20 protein-coding genes are annotated in these 20,081 nt (G+C 46.3%); 10 read left to right on the plus strand and 10 right to left on the minus strand.

Annotated elements, in window-relative coordinates; all coding sequences use genetic code 11:
- Positions 1-254: 254 nt before the first annotated feature.
- Positions 255-1,028, minus strand: a complete 774-nt coding sequence (locus tag QTN94_RS16525; protein WP_331416993.1) for a RelA/SpoT domain-containing protein — start codon at positions 1,026-1,028, stop codon at positions 255-257.
- Positions 1,029-1,361: 333 nt separating this feature from the next.
- Here QTN94_RS16525 and QTN94_RS16530 point away from each other — a divergent pair, with 333 nt between their 5' ends.
- On the plus strand, positions 1,362-2,012 hold the full coding sequence (locus tag QTN94_RS16530) for a thiopurine S-methyltransferase (protein ID WP_331417028.1): 651 nt from the start codon (positions 1,362-1,364) through the stop codon (positions 2,010-2,012).
- Between the two features lie 45 nt (positions 2,013-2,057).
- On the opposite strand, the gene purT is transcribed toward QTN94_RS16530, so the two are convergent.
- The 6 genes from purT to QTN94_RS16560 all read right to left on the minus strand — a co-directional run bounded on the left by purT (position 2,058) and on the right by QTN94_RS16560 (position 8,110).
- Positions 2,058-3,233 carry a formate-dependent phosphoribosylglycinamide formyltransferase gene (gene purT, locus QTN94_RS16535; RefSeq protein WP_331416994.1) on the minus strand — a complete coding sequence of 392 codons (1,176 nt, stop codon included), beginning with the start codon at positions 3,231-3,233 and terminating at the stop codon, positions 2,058-2,060.
- 243 nt (positions 3,234-3,476) lie between these two features.
- Complete coding sequence (gene cdd / locus QTN94_RS16540; protein WP_331416995.1) at positions 3,477-4,364, minus strand: cytidine deaminase; 888 nt, start codon at positions 4,362-4,364, stop codon at positions 3,477-3,479.
- 318 nt (positions 4,365-4,682) lie between these two features.
- Positions 4,683-5,360, minus strand: a complete 678-nt coding sequence (locus QTN94_RS16545; protein ID WP_331428292.1) for a CidB/LrgB family autolysis modulator — start codon at positions 5,358-5,360, stop codon at positions 4,683-4,685.
- Entirely contained in the window at positions 5,360-5,725 is a 366-nt protein-coding gene (locus QTN94_RS16550; RefSeq protein WP_331428293.1) for a CidA/LrgA family protein, read from the minus strand. Before QTN94_RS16550 ends, QTN94_RS16545 begins: the two co-directional genes overlap by 1 nt.
- 151 nt (positions 5,726-5,876) lie before the next feature.
- Positions 5,877-7,301 carry an exodeoxyribonuclease I gene (sbcB, locus tag QTN94_RS16555; protein WP_331428294.1) on the minus strand — a complete coding sequence of 475 codons (1,425 nt, stop codon included), beginning with the start codon at positions 7,299-7,301 and terminating at the stop codon, positions 5,877-5,879.
- A 122-nt stretch (positions 7,302-7,423) separates the two neighbouring features.
- A complete protein-coding gene (locus tag QTN94_RS16560) occupies positions 7,424-8,110 on the minus strand; it encodes an oxidoreductase (RefSeq protein ID WP_138972260.1) in 687 nt (228 codons plus the stop codon).
- A 546-nt stretch (positions 8,111-8,656) separates the two neighbouring features.
- On the opposite strand from QTN94_RS16560, the gene QTN94_RS16565 reads away from it, so the two are divergent.
- From QTN94_RS16565 to btuD, 9 genes are all read left to right on the plus strand, one after another.
- Positions 8,657-9,268, plus strand: coding sequence for a flavin reductase family protein (locus QTN94_RS16565; RefSeq protein WP_138972278.1), 612 nt, complete (start codon positions 8,657-8,659; stop codon positions 9,266-9,268).
- A gap of 5 nt (positions 9,269-9,273) precedes the next feature.
- On the plus strand, positions 9,274-10,305 hold the full coding sequence (cobT, locus tag QTN94_RS16570; RefSeq protein WP_331416999.1) for a nicotinate-nucleotide--dimethylbenzimidazole phosphoribosyltransferase: 1,032 nt from the start codon (positions 9,274-9,276) through the stop codon (positions 10,303-10,305).
- The gene (locus tag QTN94_RS16575; protein ID WP_331417000.1) at positions 10,305-11,081 is read left to right on the plus strand and encodes an adenosylcobinamide-GDP ribazoletransferase; all 777 of its coding nucleotides are present in this window, start codon (positions 10,305-10,307) and stop codon (positions 11,079-11,081) included. The genes cobT and QTN94_RS16575 overlap by 1 nt, the downstream gene beginning before the upstream one ends.
- Positions 11,078-11,620 carry a bifunctional adenosylcobinamide kinase/adenosylcobinamide-phosphate guanylyltransferase gene (cobU, locus tag QTN94_RS16580; protein WP_331428295.1) on the plus strand — a complete coding sequence of 181 codons (543 nt, stop codon included), beginning with the start codon at positions 11,078-11,080 and terminating at the stop codon, positions 11,618-11,620. Before QTN94_RS16575 ends, cobU begins: the two co-directional genes overlap by 4 nt.
- Positions 11,621-11,630: 10 nt before the next feature.
- Complete coding sequence (locus tag QTN94_RS16585) at positions 11,631-12,245, plus strand: histidine phosphatase family protein (RefSeq protein ID WP_331428302.1); 615 nt, start codon at positions 11,631-11,633, stop codon at positions 12,243-12,245.
- Between the two features lie 13 nt (positions 12,246-12,258).
- A complete protein-coding gene (locus QTN94_RS16590) occupies positions 12,259-14,049 on the plus strand; it encodes a M3 family oligoendopeptidase (protein WP_331428296.1) in 1,791 nt (596 codons plus the stop codon).
- A gap of 204 nt (positions 14,050-14,253) precedes the next feature.
- A complete protein-coding gene (locus tag QTN94_RS16595; RefSeq protein ID WP_331428297.1) occupies positions 14,254-15,282 on the plus strand; it encodes a succinylglutamate desuccinylase in 1,029 nt (342 codons plus the stop codon).
- A 106-nt stretch (positions 15,283-15,388) separates the two neighbouring features.
- Positions 15,389-16,384 (plus strand): vitamin B12 ABC transporter permease BtuC, encoded by a 996-nt coding sequence (btuC, locus tag QTN94_RS16600; RefSeq protein ID WP_331428298.1) that lies wholly within the window; start codon positions 15,389-15,391, stop codon positions 16,382-16,384.
- Positions 16,371-17,126, plus strand: coding sequence for a vitamin B12 ABC transporter ATP-binding protein BtuD (gene btuD / locus QTN94_RS16605; RefSeq protein WP_331417005.1), 756 nt, complete (start codon positions 16,371-16,373; stop codon positions 17,124-17,126). The genes btuC and btuD overlap by 14 nt, the downstream gene beginning before the upstream one ends.
- 301 nt (positions 17,127-17,427) lie before the next feature.
- On the opposite strand, the gene QTN94_RS16610 is transcribed toward btuD, so the two are convergent.
- The 3 genes from QTN94_RS16610 to QTN94_RS16620 form a co-directional block, all read right to left on the minus strand.
- Positions 17,428-18,003: a nucleoside triphosphate pyrophosphohydrolase family protein gene (locus QTN94_RS16610; RefSeq protein WP_331417006.1), complete on the minus strand. Its 576-nt coding sequence runs from the start codon at positions 18,001-18,003 to the stop codon at positions 17,428-17,430.
- A 159-nt stretch (positions 18,004-18,162) separates the two neighbouring features.
- On the minus strand, positions 18,163-18,735 hold the full coding sequence (locus tag QTN94_RS16615) for a DUF1415 domain-containing protein (protein ID WP_331428299.1): 573 nt from the start codon (positions 18,733-18,735) through the stop codon (positions 18,163-18,165).
- Positions 18,732-19,979: an MFS transporter gene (locus tag QTN94_RS16620; protein ID WP_331417008.1), complete on the minus strand. Its 1,248-nt coding sequence runs from the start codon at positions 19,977-19,979 to the stop codon at positions 18,732-18,734. The genes QTN94_RS16615 and QTN94_RS16620 overlap by 4 nt, the downstream gene beginning before the upstream one ends.
- Positions 19,980-20,081: the final 102 nt, after the last annotated feature.

A 20,081-nucleotide genomic window follows, 5' to 3' on the forward strand; every position in this document is an offset into this window, starting at 1 on the left:
GAGCGTAACTGAGGCGAAAGACTGTTGGTATGAAATGGAGACTGGGTATAGCTTTGTAAAGGGCCATAGCCATCATGACCGTAGGAAAGAATGCTGGTAAACAGGCTGAAAACAAGAGTGAATTGCCAGACAGGAAACCGCATACTAAGCCTCCACCTATTATTGTTATGTTTATGATAACAATATAGTTTAAAATATGAGGCTTTGCTAAATAACGCAAAAAACTTGCCCCACACGGGATAAGTTTTTCGTCATTAAGCGGCTCTTAGATGAGTCGTGATGTAGGGTTGCCACGCATTTTGGTAGAGCTCTTTGGATTGGTGGCGCATGGTACAAATTTGTGCCTGTTCAATTTCGTTGATTTGGCGAGATTCAACAGCCGCTAATCGTTCTATCTTTTGGATTTGTTCGTAAAATTTATGTTCAGGACCATTCTTTACATCGGCGATAGCTTTAAGGTGGAGTTGCACCTCTGCAATTAGGTTCGTTTTTGGTAGTTTGACTAAAAGGTTGAGGTCTCGGTAACCCGAAGCCGCGGGTTTCTTAAAACGGTTTTTCACCTTAACCACGGTCGTTTCACGATTCAGTACTTCATAAGCCGCCATAAGGCTTTCAATATCGTCTGCGACGATGGTTGCACGTGCGAGGTCGGTGATGCGCTGTGGCTGTCCATCAAGCTCATAGGCGATCTTCTCTTTTGCTCTTTGCGCAGATTTTACTCCCGCGAAATAAGATTCAGTGGACGTTAATAGAGCGGTGCTTTTAACTAGAGTTTCGAGTTCAGCCTGAGCTTGATGGGCTTTGCTGTAAAGCACGTCGAAATCTGAATAGGGTTGAAGTGGCGTTGCTGACATTGACTGAATGCCGTAAAGGCCACTCAGGTTATGTCTAAATGCCTTAGAACACACTTCGTTCTGGTTGGTAGAACGGTTTTCCTCGTTAGCTGGTGCGGTTGGAATAGCGGCAAATGCTGGGGCACGGCTGAGCATTAAAAGCATCAGGGCCGTCGTTCGCAAAAATAGGCTCATTCACTCTCCTTAGATGTGTCGGCTTAGCTAAAAGGTGTCGAAAAAGATTCAATCACTAAGTCCACTCATCTCTACATAGTAATGGGGTTAGATTTCGCGTTTCCAATCGCTTGCTGAACCATAATGACAAAAGTTTGAACAGCATCTCATATCCTATGCCACTGTTTAGAGTGCCTCGGTTTTTAAAAGGTTCAGCGCAACTATGTAACCAAGTATAAACAGACCATATGAACTTAATCTGAATGAACTTTTCAGCTAAGAGCATTTGGCTATACCACTTCTTGATGCTTTCAGATAGGCTATGCGCTAGTAAGTAAGCAATAGAGAATGACAATGAGAGATCCCGAGTTTTGGCATGGCAAATGGGCCGCAAATCAGATTGGTTTTCATCTTGAAGATGTGAACCCATTACTTATTGAGTATTGGCAGCACACGAAACCAAACCATGAGGATACGGTGCTAGTGCCTTTATGCGGAAAGTCCGAAGATTTGGTGTGGCTAGCGACGAAACATGCCGATGTGCAGGGCGTGGAGCTAAGCAATATTGCGGTGCGAGCTTTCTTCGCTGAACATTTCTATACGCCGATGGTAGTGCCTATCAACGGTCAGCACGAACTGTTCCAGTTTGATGAGTTGTCAATTTACAGCGGAGACTTCTTTACTGCTCCCCTTAAGCCTGTCGATATCGTCTACGATCGTGCTTCACTGGTGGCGCTGCCAGAAGAGATGCGGGTGGAATATGTTGCAAGGATTAAGTCGCTGCTCAAACCTGGCGGCAGAATTTTACTGGTGAGTCTTGATTATCGACAGGATGAGATGGCTGGCCCTCCGTTCTCGGTGGCTGAACAGGAGATTCGTACGTTATTTTCTGAATTCAAAGTAACGCGACTCTACCGAGATGAAGCGGACGAAGAACACCCTAAGATTGCCAAGAAGGGGTTAACTCGTTTTGCCGAGGAAGTCTATTTAATCGAAAGTGAATAGATGAAAAAGGCTTGGTTCAACCAAGCCTTTTTCTGTTATGCGGTGTTAGTAAAGTATGTTTACTTTGCTCGTACTCTCTACGGCGTCTTTAATCGCAGTTTCAATATCTTCGCGACGAGTGATCGCGACACCAAGACGGCGACGGCCATCGATGTCTGGTTTGCCAAACAAACGAACTTGCGTTAAAGGCTGCGCTAAAGCATCCGCAACGCCTTCAAAACGAATGTTTGTCGATGTTCCTTGACCTAAGATCACCGCTGAAGCTGCTGGGCCATATTGAGTAATGGCAGATATTGGCAACCCTGTAAATGCACGAACATGTAGAGCAAACTCAGAGCTATCTTGTGACATAAGAGTCACTAAGCCGGTATCGTGTGGGCGAGGGGAGACCTCATTAAAGATCACTGTATCACCTTTGATAAACAGTTCGACACCAAAGATCCCAAAGCCACCAAGTGCGTTGACGACTTTACCCGCGGCATCTTGAGCGGCTTCAAGTGCGGCATCTGACATCACTTGGGGCTGCCAAGATTCACGGTAGTCTCCATCTTCCTGACGGTGACCGATCGGAGCGCAGAAATGAGTACCATCGACAGCGCGAACGGTTAATAGAGTGATTTCGTAGTCAAAGTCAATAAAGCCCTCTACGATGACTCGCCCAGCTCCGGTTCGACCACCTTCCTGAGCGTAGTTCCAAGCTTTTTCCACATCGTCGGCGTTTTTAATTACGCTCTGGCCTTTGCCTGAAGAACTCATTACCGGCTTACAAACACACGGAATACCTACTGCATCAACCGCTGACTTAAACTCTTGATAGGTATCAGCGAAGTGATAAGGTGAAGTGGTCAGTTGTAGCTCTTCAGCTGCAAGACGGCGGATACCTTCACGGTTCATCGTCAGCTTGGTTGCCTTTGCGCTAGGGACAACATTAAGCCCTTTTGCCTCAAGTGCGACTAAAGTGTCAGTCGCAATGGCTTCAATTTCAGGTACAACGTAGTCAGGTTGTTCTTTATCGATAATTGCCTGGAGGGCATCACCATCAAGCATGTCTAATGTATAGCTGCGGTGAGCGACTTGCATCGCAGGCGCATTTTCGTAGCGATCACACGCAATCACTTCAAGCCCTAGTCGCTGACATTCAATCGCGACCTCTTTGCCGAGTTCACCTGAACCAAGAAGCATCACACGGGTTGCATTTTTTGCTGTTGCTGTACCAAACATAATTAACCTTAAACTCTACGAGGATTAGCTGAATGGAGGCAATCATACTGATTGTGAAACAAAAAGCAAACGTTTGCGTAGGGTTTGATGTAGTAAAATGGTCGTAAAGAACCGCAACAGCCACTCGCGACGAAAAGAGGGTGCATAAGCAATAGCTGATGGAGAAAACACGCGAGAGCGCAATGGTTCTTGAAGCGAATAGCAGGATTAAAAAAGGCGCTAGATTAGCGCCTTAGAGATGCATTAAAGTTCCAAATAACTCATTGGAATATCAGGGTTAATTGCTTCCAGAGTGGATTGCGTATTGGCCAGATGGCTAATTGTACCACCTTCAGCTTCTACTAGTGCTGCCGAATCAATCTCTGCGAGATCTTGGCGGTCCAGTAACAGTTGTACTAGGGCAACTTGAAGTGGCGGTAGGCTAGGGTTAAATGCCGCGTTTTCAGCGTAAGCCCCTTGGTAAACTTTGCCATTGTTCATCTTGATCGCCACACCACTCAAGTTATGAGTGTATGGAGCATGGCTGCGGTTGAGAGCGTCAATCGCTGCCTGAACCAGCTCATCTTGCTCATCACATCTCTTGCCGTGATCGACGTTGGTCATCAGTGCTGATTTGATACCAAGGTCTGCTGGGCCAAACGATTCAGGGAGATATTCTTGTAGTGATTTACTTTCGCGCTCTGGTAACTGAATTTTCAGTTTATCTGCGGTCGAAAGTTCGTTCATAAATTGGCGACAATGGCCACATGGGCTGAAGTTGATGGTGATATCAGCAACACCTTGTTCACCTTTCATCCATGCGTGGCTAATTGCGGATTGCTCAGCGTGTACCGTTTGGCCTAACTGTACGCCTGAAAACTCAACGTTTGCGCCAAAGTAAAGCTTACCAGAAAGACCACGGACAATAGCACCAACATAAAAGTTTGAAAGGGGGGCATAAGAGTAGGCCGCAGCGAATGGCAGCAGTGCTACGCGTAGGTCAGCATCTTCCATTCCAGAAATAGTCAGTAACTGTTCAAACTGCTCGGCAGTGAGTGTCGCGTCAAAATCGTCAGCGAGAAGAATAGGCGATAAGAAATCTGCTACGTTTTTTGGCGCTGCTGACAGCGCTTGTTCAATGCGGCTTCTCATAGTGAATCCTTGTTTCAGCGTAATTGATATCTTTGAGCTTAGTCGTCAAAAGAGAAGAATAAACTCTGATATTGGTATTACATTTTATGTGAGACTCAAAAATGTTCAGAGATCTAAATCACAATATTGCTTGTAATAGCATTTGTCGTTACATAATTAGAGTGAGCTCACACATGATAACGATTGCACGATTAAATTTTATGAAGTGTGTCGTAGCACGAAACAGACCTAGGGCAAACGAGACGTCATCATCTTAAATCCTAGCGGTCATTTGGTTGCTGTGCATCTGTACCTTGCCAGAAAGTATCGATTTTTCTCTTAAGCTGACAACCAAACCGCTAGGGTAAAGAAGGAAGGCGCCAGTATCGAAGTAATCACTCCGCATACGACTAGGGCAAGAGAACTAAACGCAGCGTCTCGCGGGTCTTTCTCCGCGCAGGTAGCAGTGCCAAGTGCGTGTGAGACGGTTCCCATCGTCAAGCCTTTTGCTATCGGGTGAGTGATATTCAGCAGGTTGTAGATTGGGTAGGCCATGATGGCGCCAAACAAGCCAACAATCAGCACTAAGATAGCGGCAATTGCGGGTTCACCGCCTAAGTGGCTAGAGACCTCCATAGCGATTGGTGTGGTTACCGATTTACCCAGTAAGCTCGCAATCAAGGAGATATCCGCTTTTAGGTAGACGGCAATCATACTGGCTGTAAACATCGACATGACACTGCCGACACCACAGGCAAGCATGATGATTCGCCAGTTAGCTCGGATTTGAGGTAATTGTTCGTATAGTGGGTAGGCGAGGGCCACAACAGCGGGTTGCAGCAGATAGTTGATCCAATGGTTATCTGCATAATAAGTCTCAAATGGGACTTTTAGATACGTGAGTAAAGGGATCAATACCGCAAGGCTGACCAACAGCGGGTTCATTAACGGGCTATTGAATTTTTGACATAACCAACGTGCTGAGAAGAAGACCGCAATCGTAACAAGTAACCACATTACTTTTGTCCTCCCTTAAGCATTCGGTCTAGCATCAAGCCAAGCAGCACCAAGACGATAAAAGTACCACCAACAGCACTCGCTAAAATCGGCAGTGCATTGGCTATCAGCATATCGAAATGTTCCATTAATCCCACACTGATGGGGACGAACAGTAACACCATATAACGGATAAACACAGTTGCGCCAGGACGAACCCAGTGCGCAGGTACGAGCCCGCTGGCAAGCAGACTAAATAAAATCAGCATTCCGATAATGCTACCGGGGATAGAAATGTCGATTAGGTGCTGAATGTTAATGCCGGCAACTAGGCACAAGAAGATCAGCCCCATAGACACAACAAAATGAAGCAAAGTTTTCGCCATAATCTAGTATTGTCCAACTGAAGAGCCATAAACTGGGGTATAAGGCTCAATAAATTTTTATTTACGCCCAATCCCAACGTCTATTGGTTATTTTGGTGATTGAGCGATCTTGTAGGGTGCAGGACTTGGTCACTATTATAATTTTTGACTACTAGGATACTCGCTTTTGCACGTATTGGTAGATGGATTTTAAGATTGCAATTTTCTTTTGGTCACTTTCATGCTCGTGAACCAAATTTTCGAGATTTAGCATGTACTCTTCAATACGACTTTCAAAGTAATCTCGGCAGTGTGAAGCCCAGCGTTGTTGTTCTACTTCATCCAATGTCCACGGATAGTTTCTAGCGCGGTAACGGAATAGCAGCGGCACAATGCGTTGGTCGCTGAAGGCAATATCGAGTGCGGCGAGATTATTGGGATCGGTTTCTCGAATAATATCCATCGCAGCTTTGTCAGCAGGAGAGAAGAAACCATCGTAAAGCATGTTGTCTACGTCCGAGCTTTTTTCGTACTCTCGTTCAATCGCGTAAATACCAATTAGCTTTTCTCGAACTTCAGGGTGCTGTCGCAATAGTGCAAGGTTTTCTAGGCATTTTTCGCGGTTGATACCGATTTTTTCTGCGTTATCTGCTGTCAATGTTTTCGCGGGTGCTAGGATCGGGCATTTGTTGAGATGAATCAGTTTAACTGGCACTGGCAACTCATCTGGCGCTAAGTCCGTATGTTTAGTGTAAAGACGTTGGTTGAGTTGTTCGGTATCCAGATCGAGCAACACCTGTGGGTCTTTGGCCAAATCAACGCAGATGACCGCGTTCTGATTAGTTGGATGCCAAGCGACAGGCACGATCCAGCTAGTGTAATGACACTCTTTACCTAACATGCCTGATACGTGCATCAAGGGCGTCATGTTAACGATATCGATAAGTTCATTGAGTTTACGCTTGTGGCGCATACTGAAAAAGTAATCGAACAGCTTTGGTTGAGCCGCTTTGACTTTCTTTGCCATCTCGATTGTTGCGATCACGTCTGCCATCGCATCATGCGCATTTTCGTGTTCGATGCCGTTCGCTTTAGATAAGTGTTCAAGCTTAAAGCTAATAAATCCCTCTTCATTCTCAGGCCATTGAATACCTTCAGGTCGCAGGGCATAACACGCTCGCATCACATCAAGCAAATCCCAGCGAGAGTTGCCGTTCTGCCAGCTCCACGCATAAGGGTCGATGAAGTTACGGTAGCAGGTGTAACGAGTCACTTCGTCGTCAAAGCGGATACTGTTGTAGCCGAGGCTTGTGGTATTTGGTGTTGCTAACTGTTGGTGAATCTTGGCAATGAATTCAGGTTCACTCAGCCCTTTAGTTTCAGCTGTTTGAGGGGTGATGCCCGTTATCAGCGCGGCTTCTGGGGACGGCAGGTAATCAGCGGGTGGTTGGCAATAGATAACCAGTGGTTCACCGATGATATTGAAGTCCATATCGGTGCGAATGCCTGCAAACTGACACGGACGATCTTTAGCAGGGCTGGTTCCCCACGTTTCGTAGTCGAAGAAGAAAAACGTAGGTTGATGCTCTTGTTGCATTATCTGATTACCAAGTGTTTAAAATTCACTTTGGTATTAGACCATTGCAACAAGGTCAAGGCAATCGGGTTGAGTCGATATCAGGTTGAGTGGTAGAAAAATGGTCGATGTTTGCAAACGGGTCACTGATATTGATGGATCAGTCTACGCATGTCGGCGCTGTCGAGTATCTCCAACGTTTTGTTTGAATGCGCAAAAAGTTGGTACTGCATCGCTTGGGCGACTTGAGCCGCGTCGATTGGAATGAGCTTGGCCAACGGGCCGAGCATGAGTGGCTTAAGAAAGGTCATCATGGTTTGAATCACCACCTCGTCTTTACGTGGGATCTCACGTAAGCCTTTTAATGGTCCTGGTCGCACAAATACTACCCGTTCAAATCCCATTCGTTCTATGGCGAGCTCCATTCGTCCCTTGCAGCGCAGATAGTGAGAAAAGGAACGTACCGAAGCACCATAGCTAGAGACGACCGCAAGTTGCTTCACGCCGAGCAGTTTCATCTCCTGAGCAACATCACAAACCAACTCATAATCGACTTTTTCTAGCGCTTGCTTTGAGCCTGCCTGCTTTAGGGTTGTACCTAAGCAAATAAAACCAAATTCAGGCTGCGGCTTTTCGTCATCCCAGTGTTGGATACGAAGTTCGGGGTGCTGGATCACTTCGAGTTTGGGATGGAAAAAAGGAAGCTCTCGTCGACTTAGCGCGTAGATGTGATTGAAAGGAGCCTGATCTAACATCTGCTTAATGAGTTCGTTGCCAATCAAGCCAGTAGAACCGGCAATTATGGTGGTGAGGGAGTTAGCTTGTTCCAAAGCCTACGTACCTTGTCCGTTGATATGATTTACCACGCGTCGTCGCATAGCTTGAGACAAGCAAGCTTCTAACAAAGTGGTAATAAATTCTGTGATCGGATCTTGAGATTGGCCAATAGTCTCGAGAGTGGGAGGGGGGTAGGGCTGAAATGGGAGTGATTTGGCATATTGGGCATTATCGACCTCGCCCGAATGGCGAGGTCTGGTCGTAACGTCAGGTTAATGACAAAGGTACTTTCTTTTGGCTACGTTGTTGTGGCTTGTTCTGTTTCTGTTTTTTTGACTTTTGATTGGCAAACATACAACCTCCTTGCACATCAAGTGGGAGAAAACAGTGATACGGCTAGATAAATGCATACTTTGTGCCGTTATAAAATGCACTCCCTAAACTAAAAGATAGGACTTTTGGGTGAAAAATTGCAGTTTTGGATGCAATCTCAGAATCTTTTTGACCGTTCATCGAGTTTTTGGGAGTCGGTTAGGGGTGTTAACTGTATGATTTCACGTTACACTCAGCGCAAAGGATTTGGCACTCAAGGAAAATCGATGAATATTGAGCTAAGCACTCTAGCACCTACCCAAATTTACCACTTAATGACTCAAACCATTATCCCAAGACCGATCGCTTGGGTATTAACTGACTCCGACCAAGGTTGTTACAATCTAGCGCCATTTTCCTATTTTACGCCGGTATCCAGTAATCCACCGCTGCTGATGTTTTCTGTGGGTAAGAAGCCAACTGGTGAAGTGAAGGACACGACGCGAAATGTATTGGAAACGGGGCGTCTTGTTGTCCACATAGCGCAGCAATCACAGGCCGAAGAGGTGACTCAAACTGCGGCAACCTTACCCCATGGTGAATCAGAAATTGAAGCGACTGGACTAGACTTGGTTGATTTCGACGGCTTTGAACTGCCGCGTGTCAAAGGTTGTCCTATTGCGTTTGCTTGTAAGTTAGTTGAAGTGAAAGAGATCGGTGAGACACCACAAAGTCTGATTTTTGCGGAGATCGAAAAGGTGTATGTGGACCCGCAAGTCATCGGTGAGCGCAGTGATCGCTTGGTTGTTGATGCTCTTAAAGTCAATCCACTTTCCCGTCTTGGTGGTAGTCAGTATGCCACTATTGATAACGTGTTTTCAGTCGCGAGGCCCGAATAAGCATTATGTTAGACCACAGTTATTCAGAATCTATTTGGCAGCGCATTAATCAGAAAACAAAACCGCTTGGTGCTTTAGGACAATTAGAGACATTGGCGCACCAACTGGCGCTGATCCAAAGTAATATAAAGGGTGACGTTGTCACTGATATTAAAATTAGCCAACCGACAGCGGTTGTGTTTGCTGGCGACCATGGAATAGCAGACGAAGGTGTAAGTATTGCGCCCAGCGCGGTTACTCAGCAGATGGTGTTGAACTTTCTTGCAGGTGGGGCGGCGATTAACTGTTTTTGTCGCACCAATCAGGTGGCGTTAAAAGTGGTCGATTGTGGCATCTTAATACCTGTCGATCATGATTCAGATGCCTTTATTGTCCAACGCCTTGGTGAGAGAACGAATAACTTGGCGCGTCAGGCGGCCATGATGCCAGAACAAGCAAAAAAGGGTATAGAACTCGGTAAACAGATGGTCAGTAAGATCATTGATTCAGGTTCGAACCTAGTGATGTTTGGTGAAATGGGAATAGGTAACACCAGTAGTGCCGCTGCGATTCTTTCTGCACTTAGTGGCCTGCCTGTCACCCAATGCGTCGGTCGTGGAACGGGTATTACGGATCAACAGTGGCAAAAGAAAGTCGACTTGGTGAGTCAAGGTGTCAATCGTTGTGAAGGGCTTGAAGTCATCGATGTCTTGTCAGAAGTTGGAGGCTTTGAAATCGTTCAGATGGTGGGTGGATTCTTAGCCGCGGCAGAAAGCAAAACGCCGGTATTGGTTGATGGCTTTATTGTCTCGGCAGCAGCCTATGCGGCTAGTATGCTCAACCCAGATTGTCGAGAAATCATGATTTTCGCGCACCAGTCTCATGAGGCTGGACATCAGTACTTATTGCAACAGCTAGACGCACAACCCTTATTAGATCTTTCTCTCCGACTGGGAGAAGGCACAGGTGCCGTGCTGGCGATGCCATTGCTGCGTGCAGCTGCCGAGTTTTATAACCATATGGCGAGTTTTGAGCAAGCAGGAGTGGTCGTCGACTAATGTCTACAATCAAGTATCAGTATCAGCTGTTTATGCTCGCATTAGGCTTCTTTTCTCGGATCCCCGTCCCCGTATCTATTCCATATAGCCCTGAACGAATGAATCAGGCTGGGCGGTATTTCGCCCTTGTTGGATTAATGTTAGGGGCGTTATGTGCTCTGGTGCTTTACGCTGCGCAGTTGGTGTTTCCGTCTCCTGTCGCCATTGTGCTGATGATGGTGTTTAGCTTGCTTCTAACGGGTGCTTTTCATGAAGATGGCTTGACGGATATGGCCGATGGTATCGGTGGTGGTATGACGGTTGAGCGCCGGCTTGAGATCATGAAAGACAGCCGTATTGGTACTTATGGTGCTAGCGCGTTAATCATGACCTTGCTGGCGAAATACGTTCTGCTATCAGAGTTGATTCAGGCGCAGCAAATCTTATTAATCATTGTCGTTAGCTATGGTTTAAGTCGGGCTGTCGCCGCTTCACTGATCTACGATATGCCTTATGTCACAGGCACGGATACGAGTAAAAGTAAGCCCTTAGCTGAACGACAATCTCGTCGAGAGTTAGTGATATTGTTACTCACGGGCGTGTTACCGTGCTGGTTACTTGGGTTGGGTCAAACACTCATTTTGATTGCTGTCCTTGCCTTGTTTCGAGTGCTGTTCAAGCGTTGGTTGATGGCAAGAATTGGTGGATTTACTGGTGATTGCTTAGGCGCAGCGCAACAACTGAGTGAAATGCTGATCTATCTCTCCTTGATAGCCGTACAGGGAGTCAACTTATGACTATCCATCTAGTACTTGGAGGCGTACGCTCGGGTAAGTCGCGTTATGCAGAGTCGCAAGTTACTTCCATCGCAAGCAAAAAAGTGAAGCACTACGTCGCAACAGCGATAGCCTTTGATGAGGAGATGGCCAAGCGTATTGCTCATCATCAGCAATCGCGAGGCAATGACTGGGTTGAGCATGAGTGCCCCATTGAGCTAGCGTCACTGCTCGCTCGTTTTGAGTTCGGGGATGTGGTGTTGATAGATTGTCTAACGTTGTGGTTGAACAACATCATTTACAATTATGGTCAAACCTTGAGTGAAGAGCAGATAAAGCGGCATGTCTCAGAGTTACACCAAGCGATTGTCTCCTGTAAGGCAGACGTGATTTTGGTTTCAAATGAAGTCGGCCTCGGTGTTGTCCCTTTGGGCGAAGTCTCGCGTTTATTTGTCGATCACGCTGGCTGGATGAATCAGGCTTTGGCTCAGGTCGCTCATCGCGTAACACTTATCGCGGCGGGATTGCCAATGACACTCAAACAAGTGGATGGAGCCTAGTGTGAGTCAAATCAAAAGCATCAATGTTTACTTGCTTAGACATGGCAAAACACTTGGTGAGCCTGCTCTGTATGGTCACACCGATGTGTCGGTTGCAGCAGAACATCAGCAGGACATCTATCAAAGCCTTATGAGTGAGCGGCTTGGTTTCGATACTTTGATTACTTCACCATTAAAACGATGTAAAGAGTTAGCCGAGTTGATATACGACAATGCCAAACATCTCGATTATGTTGTCGCCCATGAATGGCGCGAAATATCATTTGGTGATTTGGATGGAGTTCCTTTTGCAACAGTACCAGAATCATGGCCAGTTTTTGAGACGTTTTGGCAAGATCCAGCGAACAGCGGCTTGCCCAATGCTGAGTCCTTGGACCTTTTTTACCAACGGATCTCGACAGCGTGGGATAAATTTATGCAAACTGTCGAAAAAGACACTCTCATCGTTTGCCATGGTGGCACGATCAGAATGATTTTAGCTAAGGTACTCGAGCTAGACTGGAGCAATCCAGCCCTTTATTCGAGCTTGAATATCGCCCACCATTCTTTAACTCATATACAAATCACCAAGGCTGAACAGAGCTATCCTCGGGTTTGTATGATAGGTAAACCGCTAAACGGATAGCTAAGGAAGTATCATGACCGCACCAAGCTGGGACTTGTCCATCGCTTATCAAGATTTGAACGACACGAAAATCGAACAAGACATCGATTTGATCAGGCAGTGTATCCAGGCGCTCGGTATCCATGTTGATCATCGTGAGTCACCGTCTGTGACACAGAATGCTATTCAAACCAGCGAAGCTGCTGGAAAACTGTTGGCGACAATCAATACCTTCGCTCACTGCCACGCATCTATTGATGCATCAAACGATGATGCCAAAAGCCTGATAGGCCGTGTTGCCAAGCTCAACTCTGAGTTGTCGCAGGCTTTTGCACCGTACGAAAATACCTTAACCCTAGCACCAGAGAGCTTTATTAGTGACGTGCTCACTCACCCAAGTGGTGATGTTTATGGACAAGCTTTCCAGATAGAGTGTGCGCGTAAACAAGCGGCGATTAAGCTATCGGTAGCTGAAGAGCAACTGCTGACAGCAATGCAAGTGGACGGTCGTGATGCCTGGGGGCGCCTGTATGACAACATCACAGGATCTCTACAGGTGACGTTAGAGGATGGGCAAGGTAGTAAAGTCGGTTTTTCTCATGCCGCGAGTTTGCTGTATGGGACAGACTTTGCGAGCCAAGAGCCCGCGTGGCGTGGTATACAGGCCGCGATGAAAGCCAACCAAGAATCATTTGCTGCGATCCTTAATGCCTTGGCGGGTTGGCGTTTAACGGAATATCAAAAACGTTCTAAGTTAACGGATGTCCATTTTTTAGATGCCAGTTTACATGAAAGCCGCATAGAGAGTTCGACCCTAGACGCTATGATGATGACGGCTAAAGCCAATCGAAGCATAGGTCAAAAAGCTGGCCTGTTAATGGCTCGAGTTCATGGCTTACAAGAGATGCGTCCGTGGAATCATCTTGCGGGAATGCCGAGTATTACTAACGCAGAACCTAAAGTGTATGCGTTTGATGAAGCGATTGAGATTATCCGCACCGCGTTTGCTCAAGTGGATAGTGAAATGGCCGAATTTGTCGATGTGATGGTTGAAAATGGTTGGATTGATGCGCAACCGACTGAAAATCGTCGTTTAGGTGCTTACTGCACCAAGTTTGCCGCCACACGTTCGCCTCTGGTATTCATGACTTGGGTAGGAAGTCGCTCCGATCTGCTCACTTTAGCGCACGAGTTGGGGCATGCGTTCCACAACTGGGTGATGGGTGATATGCCTTTATGTCAAACTCGCTACCCAATGACGCTCGCAGAGACTGCCTCAATTTTCGCTGAAAACATCGTTCGAGACTATTTGCTTGCTCAAGTGAGTAGCCGTGAAGAAAAACTGGAAATGTTGTGGGAAGAACTTACATCCTGCTACGCACTAATGATCAATATCCCTGTGCGGTTTGAGTTTGAAAAAGCCTTCTACAGTCAACGTAGCCAAGGTGAACTGAGCCCGACTCAACTGTGTGATCTGATGAGCGAAACTTGGCAAGAGTGGTACGGCGATTCGATGTCAGAGCCAGATCCTTACTTTTGGGCAAGTAAACTTCACTTTTCTATTTCTGAAGTGAGCTTCTATAACTACCCATATCTATTTGGCTATTTGTTCAGTATTGGTGTTTATGCCCAGCGTGAGCGCAAAGGCGATCAGTTCTATCGCGATTACGTGAGTCTATTACGCGACACGGGTTCAATGATGGCGGAAGAAGTCGTTGAGAAACATCTCGGAATGGACTTATCACAAGCAGATTTCTGGCAACAGAGCATAGATCGAGTGAAAACTAAGATAGATGAGTTTGAATCCTTGTTAGATCAAAAATAATCATATCAAAATCATGATATTATCGGTTGGCCAAGCCAATACTTGGCCAATTTGTACAGTGGAAGACCTATTTGCCACTTCTGTTAGTGGCAATCGGATAAATTGCAATGAGGCACATGATTGGTGTCAATAAGTGGGATCGCACCTACAAAATTTATCCGAACAATTCATTAACATACCCGCTGTGCAATAAAGGAGTAGCGCATGACGAAAAACCTCTTTCGCCAATCATTTCTTTTAGACAGTCTAAATTTAGAACAAGAAATGCCAGCCAACGAAGTCACGGTTGCTGGTGGAACTGTCTTTAAAATTCATCAACGTGGTGTGTTGGAGGTCATTCCAGCGAAGCTGTCTGAAGATAGTAAGCACATCATTATTTCCTGTGGTATTCACGGCGATGAGACCGCGCCGATGGAGATCACGGATAAGATCATCACTGATATTCAGTCTGGTTTCCAAACGGTGACTAACCGGCTGCTTTTCATTAATGCTCATCCAGAAGCGACTAACGCGCATACGAGATTCATTGAAATGAACCTCAACCGTCTGTTTGATGAGAAAGAGTATCAACCGTCTAAAGAGCTTGAGATCGCGAAGAACTTGAAGAAGGTTGTGAGTGATTTTTATCTTGGGACAGAGCAAGAGCAGCGTTGGCATCTCGATTTACATTGTGCGATTCGTCTATCGAAACATTACTCGTTTGTCGTTAGCCCTAAGGTTCGTCATCCTGTCCGCAGTCAGGCTTTGATGGAGTTTGTATCCAGTGCTCATCTTGAAGCCGTAATGTTCTCTAACGCACCTTCGAGCACCTTTAGTTGGTTTAGTGCGGAAAACTTTGGTGCTCAAGCGCTGACCGTTGAACTTGGTCGCGTGGCTAAAATCGGTGAGAATGAACTCGATAAGCTGGTCGCATTTGATCTGGCATTACGTGACCTAGTGTCAGACAGTCAGGCGGAGCATCTGCCACGCAAACCGACCATGTACCGTGTGAGTCGTACGATTGTTCGTCTTCACGATGATTTTGATTTCCTATTCGATGACAACGTCGAAAACTTTACGGCATTTAAACATGGTGAAGTGTTCGGACATGATGGCGATAAACCATTGATGGCAAAAAATGAGGGTGAAGCGATTGTTTTCCCTAACCGTTATGTCGCTGTCGGTCAACGTGCTGCGCTAATGGTATGCCCAGTGAAAACTCGTTATGAAGAAGGTCAGGTCGTTTACGATTAAGACCATATTTTGTGACTAACTAGGTTAGTACGCTTTCTATTTTAATGGCTTAACGGTATCGTTAAGCCATTATTATTTACGGCTTTGCCAAATAGATAACGACAACATGGAATTCTCTCAGCTACTTAACCGTAGACAACGTAGATGGACGCACTTTGGTGTACTTTTCTTGAGCACTCTACTTGTTATCAGTGCCGTTTATCTCATGGTCGGTGAAGTATTCATTTCGCCTTTCGAGACACTTTCATCATTGCAAGAACAGTTAATTATGCAGCTACGTTTGCCACGCTTATTGGCGGCCGTCGCGGTAGGAGCGGCGTTAGCCGTTTCTGGTGCCGTGCTACAGGTATTACTGGGCAATGTGCTTGCAGAACCTGGGGTACTCGGTATCTCAGGTGGCGCTAGCGTCATGATGGTGCTGGTACTGTTCTTTTTTCCGCTGTTGGCAACGCCCATTGGCTTTATGCTGGCTGCGGTGTTAGGGGCGCTAGCCTTTACTCTGCTATTGGTGTTTGTTGCAAAGTCTCTGCGTTTGACTACCACTCGGTTATTACTGGTAGGGGTCGCCCTTGGCATTCTATCTGGTGCGATTGTCACTTGGGCGTTTTACTTCAGTGATGATCTAAGCCTGCGTCAGTTGATGTATTGGTTGATGGGCAGCATAGGCGCGGCAAGTTGGTATCATCATATGTTGACCTTGTTGCTAGTGCCCGTGTTGGTCTGGCTATGTTGCAAAGGGCGTTTGCTAGATAAGTTGATGATGGGTGAACAGCATGCGAAGCAACTAGGCGTCGATGTTGATAATGCTCGTTGGAAGTTGATCCTTGCCGTATCGATTCTTGTTGGTGGTGCGGTGGCATTAGGGGGAGTCATCGGTTTTGTCGGTCTCGTAGTCCCTCATCTTCTGCGACTCGCTTTTGGCAGTGAAAATAGATACTTACTGCCTATTTCCGCTCTGGCAGGTGCGACACTCGTGGTCTTTGCGGACTTGATCGCCAGAACGGCGCTTGATTCGGCGGAGTTGCCGTTAGGGGTCGTCACCACGTCAATCGGTGCACCAATCTTTATTTGGATGTTGGTAAGTAATCATGATTCACGTTAACAGTTTATCCGTCGGCGCTAGATTGTTGCCACTATCCTTCGCAGTAGAGCGCGGTGAGATCCTTCATATAATTGGTCCGAATGGCAGTGGTAAAAGTACCTTACTATCTGCGGTTGCGGGATTACTCAATTTTGAAGGTCAAGCAACCATCTTTGATTTTGATGTTGCACAAAGTTCAATCTCTACTTTGGCTGAACGTCGTGCGTATCTTACACAAAGTGACCGTCCAGCGTTCAACCTCGATGTTGTTCATTATGTGTCACTCTCTTTGCCAGCCTTTATTAACTCTGCAACCAGTGAAATTGAAAGCGTTATTCAGGAATTGGCTCAACTTTTAGAGATTGACGACAAACTGCACCGTTCCATTCATCACCTTTCTGGAGGGGAGTGGCAAAGGGTACGTCTGTGCGCGATCTGTTTGCAAATATGGCCAACTTTAAACCCTCATGCTCGTTTACTAATCCTAGATGAGCCCGCAGCTCCGCTCGATATCGGCCAGGAAAGCCTACTGTATAAACTTATTCGCCGTGTGGCTGAGATGGGAATTAGCGTGATTATGTCCAATCATGATCTCAACCGGACCCTCAAGCATGCAGACAAAGCATTGCTGCTCGATAAAGGAGTACTGCAAAGCTTCGGCGACGTGGCGCAAGTGCTGAACGCAAGCGAACTGTCACGAGTGTTTAAAACCCAAGTTAAGCACGTCATGTTGGATGGAGAGCCCATCCTGCTGTTTGAGTAATTATTTACCCCGAAAGGATTAGTTTGGTGCGTCTTGCACTGGTTTAGATCGCGGGTCAATGACTCGTGTCGCTGCTTTTTTTAAATCCATTAAAAATCAATTAGTTAAATTTTATTCAAGATTGGCACGCTATTGGCAACAGTGATAGCGATACATTCTCGTTCTTGTTAGGCGGATTTAACTAGAGGGGAGTTCTACGAGAGTGGTAACAAACCAAATGTTAATGAAGTCAGTTTTTGACTATGGCAGCTTACGCCACCTAAGGGAAACCGAAGGTGGCGTCTTTTTATCTAGCGTCGACCTATTTAGTCAGAGGCGCAAGATCCGCAGGACGGTAGTAAACCGACTTCAGTACTTTGCCTTGACGGATCGTCTTACCTTCAGCGACGAAATCTTCAGCACATTTAGCGATAATGTAATCGCCTTTTTGTACTGCCATCAGCTTGATACCTTGCTCTGCATAGTGTGCTTCAGTATCAGCGTACTCTTGCTCGTTACGACATACTTTACTCATATTGCTTGAGTGCACTTCATCCCAACATGGAACAAAGTCAATGCCACGGTTAACCGCAACATTAAGTAGCAGGTCGATAAGGTAGTTGATGGCTAGGTTGTCTTCAATTTTGTCGTGGCCTAGATGCACCAAGCGACCCATCAAAACGTAAACACTGTCGATGATCGCGTCCGCTTGTTCTGTTTTATTGTCAGCTTCTGCTAACTCAGTTAACTCTTCGATTGCAAGAGAAGTGTGTAGAGTGTCAGCCTTGTCATCTAGGCTCTCAGGAGAAGCGACAGGTAAATCGAAGGTGCTACGGAACTCAGAAATATCACGGTAAAGGTGATTGAAAATATCAGTGGTCAGTTTTGAAAGGTACATATCCATTAATCCGGATGTCATTGTGGTGGAGCAATACTACCAAAGCGGGTTAAATCCTGCTATCGGCGCTATAAAATAAATCAGTCGAGCGACAAACAATTGAACAGAGCGGGATCAAGTGCCCAATAAGGTCAGCTTGTCGTTTGTCGCTTCAACTCGTTAGCGGAATAGGTATGGGAAGAGTTTTCGACGTTCTTCAGCCGTTAAGGACTCAACGCGAGCAATGTTGGTATCTGGAATCGCCTCAGGATTTGGGTAATGTTTAAGGACTTTTTCCATGCTCTCTTCGCGGATCAGGTGAAATACGGCTACCGGAGAACGGTTGGTGAGGTTCTCATCGTCTTCAGGCTCTGCGCCCCCAAAACAGTAGTTTGGGTGGAAGGTGGCTAATTGGAAAATACCTTCCCAATCTTGCTGGCGTATAAGCGCTTCGATCCAGTCGATAAACAGGTTGTAGTCGTAGAAGTCACTGAGCATATTGGGAACCGCAACCAGTGTGGTTTCAAGTTGCTCCGGCTCAGTAGAGTCCAGTTCAAGCAACTGAGTCAGAATATCTTCCAGCAGCGCTTCTTCTGTTTCGGCTTCGCTAACGAAAATTTTAATCTGTTTGTTGCGTTGTGGCTTAGCGGCAAATGGACAAAGGTTAAGGCCGATCACCACATCGTTTAGCCATTGTTCTACAGCGCTTGCCACTTGCTGTTTGTTCATCTGTGTTGAGCTTTGGTTAGTCATTTTGCTTCCAAATTAGAATTTGGCGCAAGAATAGCAGATTCTACTGGTGCTGGCTTGTCTATTGGGCCATTAGCCTCGGATCTCGACAGCTTATGGCAGAGGATAAACACCAAAGCATAAAGCATTGAGCCTCCCGCCATGACATACGCCCAGCCCCCTTGTTGCCAGCAGTAGATAAGGAAGAACCCACCAATACTACCGCCGATGTAGTAATGAACGAGATAAAGCGCAGTCGCAGTTGCTTTAGCGTGTGTCGCCTTTTGACTGACCCAAGCATACGCGAGTGTATGAGTGAAGAACGCGCCAAAACTGATCAGGAGTAGGCCTAAAATCATAAAGGTGAGTGAATCTACATAAGCGATCAGCATACCAATTAGGCTGATTGTGGTCCCCGTAACCATTCCCGACACACTTTGGTGACGCTTACGCCAAACCGAAGTTAATCTTGAACTCAACGTACCTGACAGATAGCAAAGGAAGATTAACGAAGCAAGACCGATTGGCAGGTTGTGCGGAGCCGCGACCAAGCGAAATCCCATCACTGAGTAGAGATTGACGAACAGGGCAAAATTAACCCCACCAAGTACCATCGCAATCCAAATCGTTTTGTTTTTAAGGTGCTTCACCACAGCACGATTATGGTAGCGCAACATACCTCGTTGAGGCGTGAAGTTCACCTGCTTTGGTAGGGTAAAGTACACCACTGACGCACCGATCAGTGACACCAGTGCGACGACGATGACGGCTTGCTGCCAGCCAAGTGCATCTGTCAGAGTGCCACCAATGATTCTTCCGGCAATACCGCCCAGAGAATTGGCAGCAATGTATCCGCCGATCGCTTGGGCGAAGGCCTGTTCAGACAACTCTTCAACCATATAGGCAACCGCTACGGAGGCGAATGCAGCCAGCGCCATACCCATGAGCGCACGCAGTATAACGAGAACAACAAGTGAATCACTGATCAACATCGACAGGCCAATCACCGGCATAGCCAGCAGACCTACGAGCATTATCTTGCGCCGCCCGTATGATTCGGACGCGACTGCCCAAGGAACGAGACAAACCGACAAGGCAAGCGTACTGGCGGCAAACACCCAGTTAATTTGGGTTTCGGAAACGGAGAAATGAGTCGCCATAAACGGAAGCATCGGCTGGAACAGGTACAGGTTACAAAAAACCAAAAATGAGCCTAAGGCTAAACTAAAAGTGACGTTCCGGTACTGCTTGGTTTTAAGCTCAATCATAGTGGCGCTTCAAATAAGGAGATATGTGAGCAAAATATCAGTCAAAATGTGATAAATAAAATATATTAAAAATATTATCGTGATATAAAAATTATATAGAGA

It is taken from the genome of Vibrio sp. M250220 (assembly GCF_036533795.1).
GTDB lineage: Bacteria > Pseudomonadota > Gammaproteobacteria > Enterobacterales > Vibrionaceae > Vibrio.

Excerpts from the sequence above, each read along its gene's own strand:
- QTN94_RS16525 (WP_331416993.1), bottom strand. The coding sequence starts at position 1,028 with ATGAGCCTATTTTTGCGAACGACGGCCCTGATGCTTTTAATGCTCAGC.
- QTN94_RS16530 (WP_331417028.1), top strand. The coding sequence starts at position 1,362 with ATGAGAGATCCCGAGTTTTGGCATGGCAAATGGGCCGCAAATCAGATT.
- purT (WP_331416994.1), bottom strand. The coding sequence starts at position 3,233 with ATGTTTGGTACAGCAACAGCAAAAAATGCAACCCGTGTGATGCTTCTT.
- cdd (WP_331416995.1), bottom strand. The coding sequence starts at position 4,364 with ATGAGAAGCCGCATTGAACAAGCGCTGTCAGCAGCGCCAAAAAACGTA.
- QTN94_RS16545 (WP_331428292.1), bottom strand. The coding sequence starts at position 5,360 with ATGTGGTTACTTGTTACGATTGCGGTCTTCTTCTCAGCACGTTGGTTA.
- QTN94_RS16550 (WP_331428293.1), bottom strand. The coding sequence starts at position 5,725 with ATGGCGAAAACTTTGCTTCATTTTGTTGTGTCTATGGGGCTGATCTTC.
- sbcB (WP_331428294.1), bottom strand. The coding sequence starts at position 7,301 with ATGCAACAAGAGCATCAACCTACGTTTTTCTTCTTCGACTACGAAACG.
- QTN94_RS16565 (WP_138972278.1), top strand. The coding sequence starts at position 8,657 with ATGAATATTGAGCTAAGCACTCTAGCACCTACCCAAATTTACCACTTA.
- cobT (WP_331416999.1), top strand. The coding sequence starts at position 9,274 with ATGTTAGACCACAGTTATTCAGAATCTATTTGGCAGCGCATTAATCAG.
- QTN94_RS16575 (WP_331417000.1), top strand. The coding sequence starts at position 10,305 with ATGTCTACAATCAAGTATCAGTATCAGCTGTTTATGCTCGCATTAGGC.
- cobU (WP_331428295.1), top strand. The coding sequence starts at position 11,078 with ATGACTATCCATCTAGTACTTGGAGGCGTACGCTCGGGTAAGTCGCGT.
- QTN94_RS16590 (WP_331428296.1), top strand. The coding sequence starts at position 12,259 with ATGACCGCACCAAGCTGGGACTTGTCCATCGCTTATCAAGATTTGAAC.
- QTN94_RS16595 (WP_331428297.1), top strand. The coding sequence starts at position 14,254 with ATGACGAAAAACCTCTTTCGCCAATCATTTCTTTTAGACAGTCTAAAT.
- btuC (WP_331428298.1), top strand. The coding sequence starts at position 15,389 with ATGGAATTCTCTCAGCTACTTAACCGTAGACAACGTAGATGGACGCAC.
- btuD (WP_331417005.1), top strand. The coding sequence starts at position 16,371 with ATGATTCACGTTAACAGTTTATCCGTCGGCGCTAGATTGTTGCCACTA.
- QTN94_RS16610 (WP_331417006.1), bottom strand. The coding sequence starts at position 18,003 with ATGTACCTTTCAAAACTGACCACTGATATTTTCAATCACCTTTACCGT.
- QTN94_RS16615 (WP_331428299.1), bottom strand. The coding sequence starts at position 18,735 with ATGACTAACCAAAGCTCAACACAGATGAACAAACAGCAAGTGGCAAGC.
- QTN94_RS16620 (WP_331417008.1), bottom strand. The coding sequence starts at position 19,979 with ATGATTGAGCTTAAAACCAAGCAGTACCGGAACGTCACTTTTAGTTTA.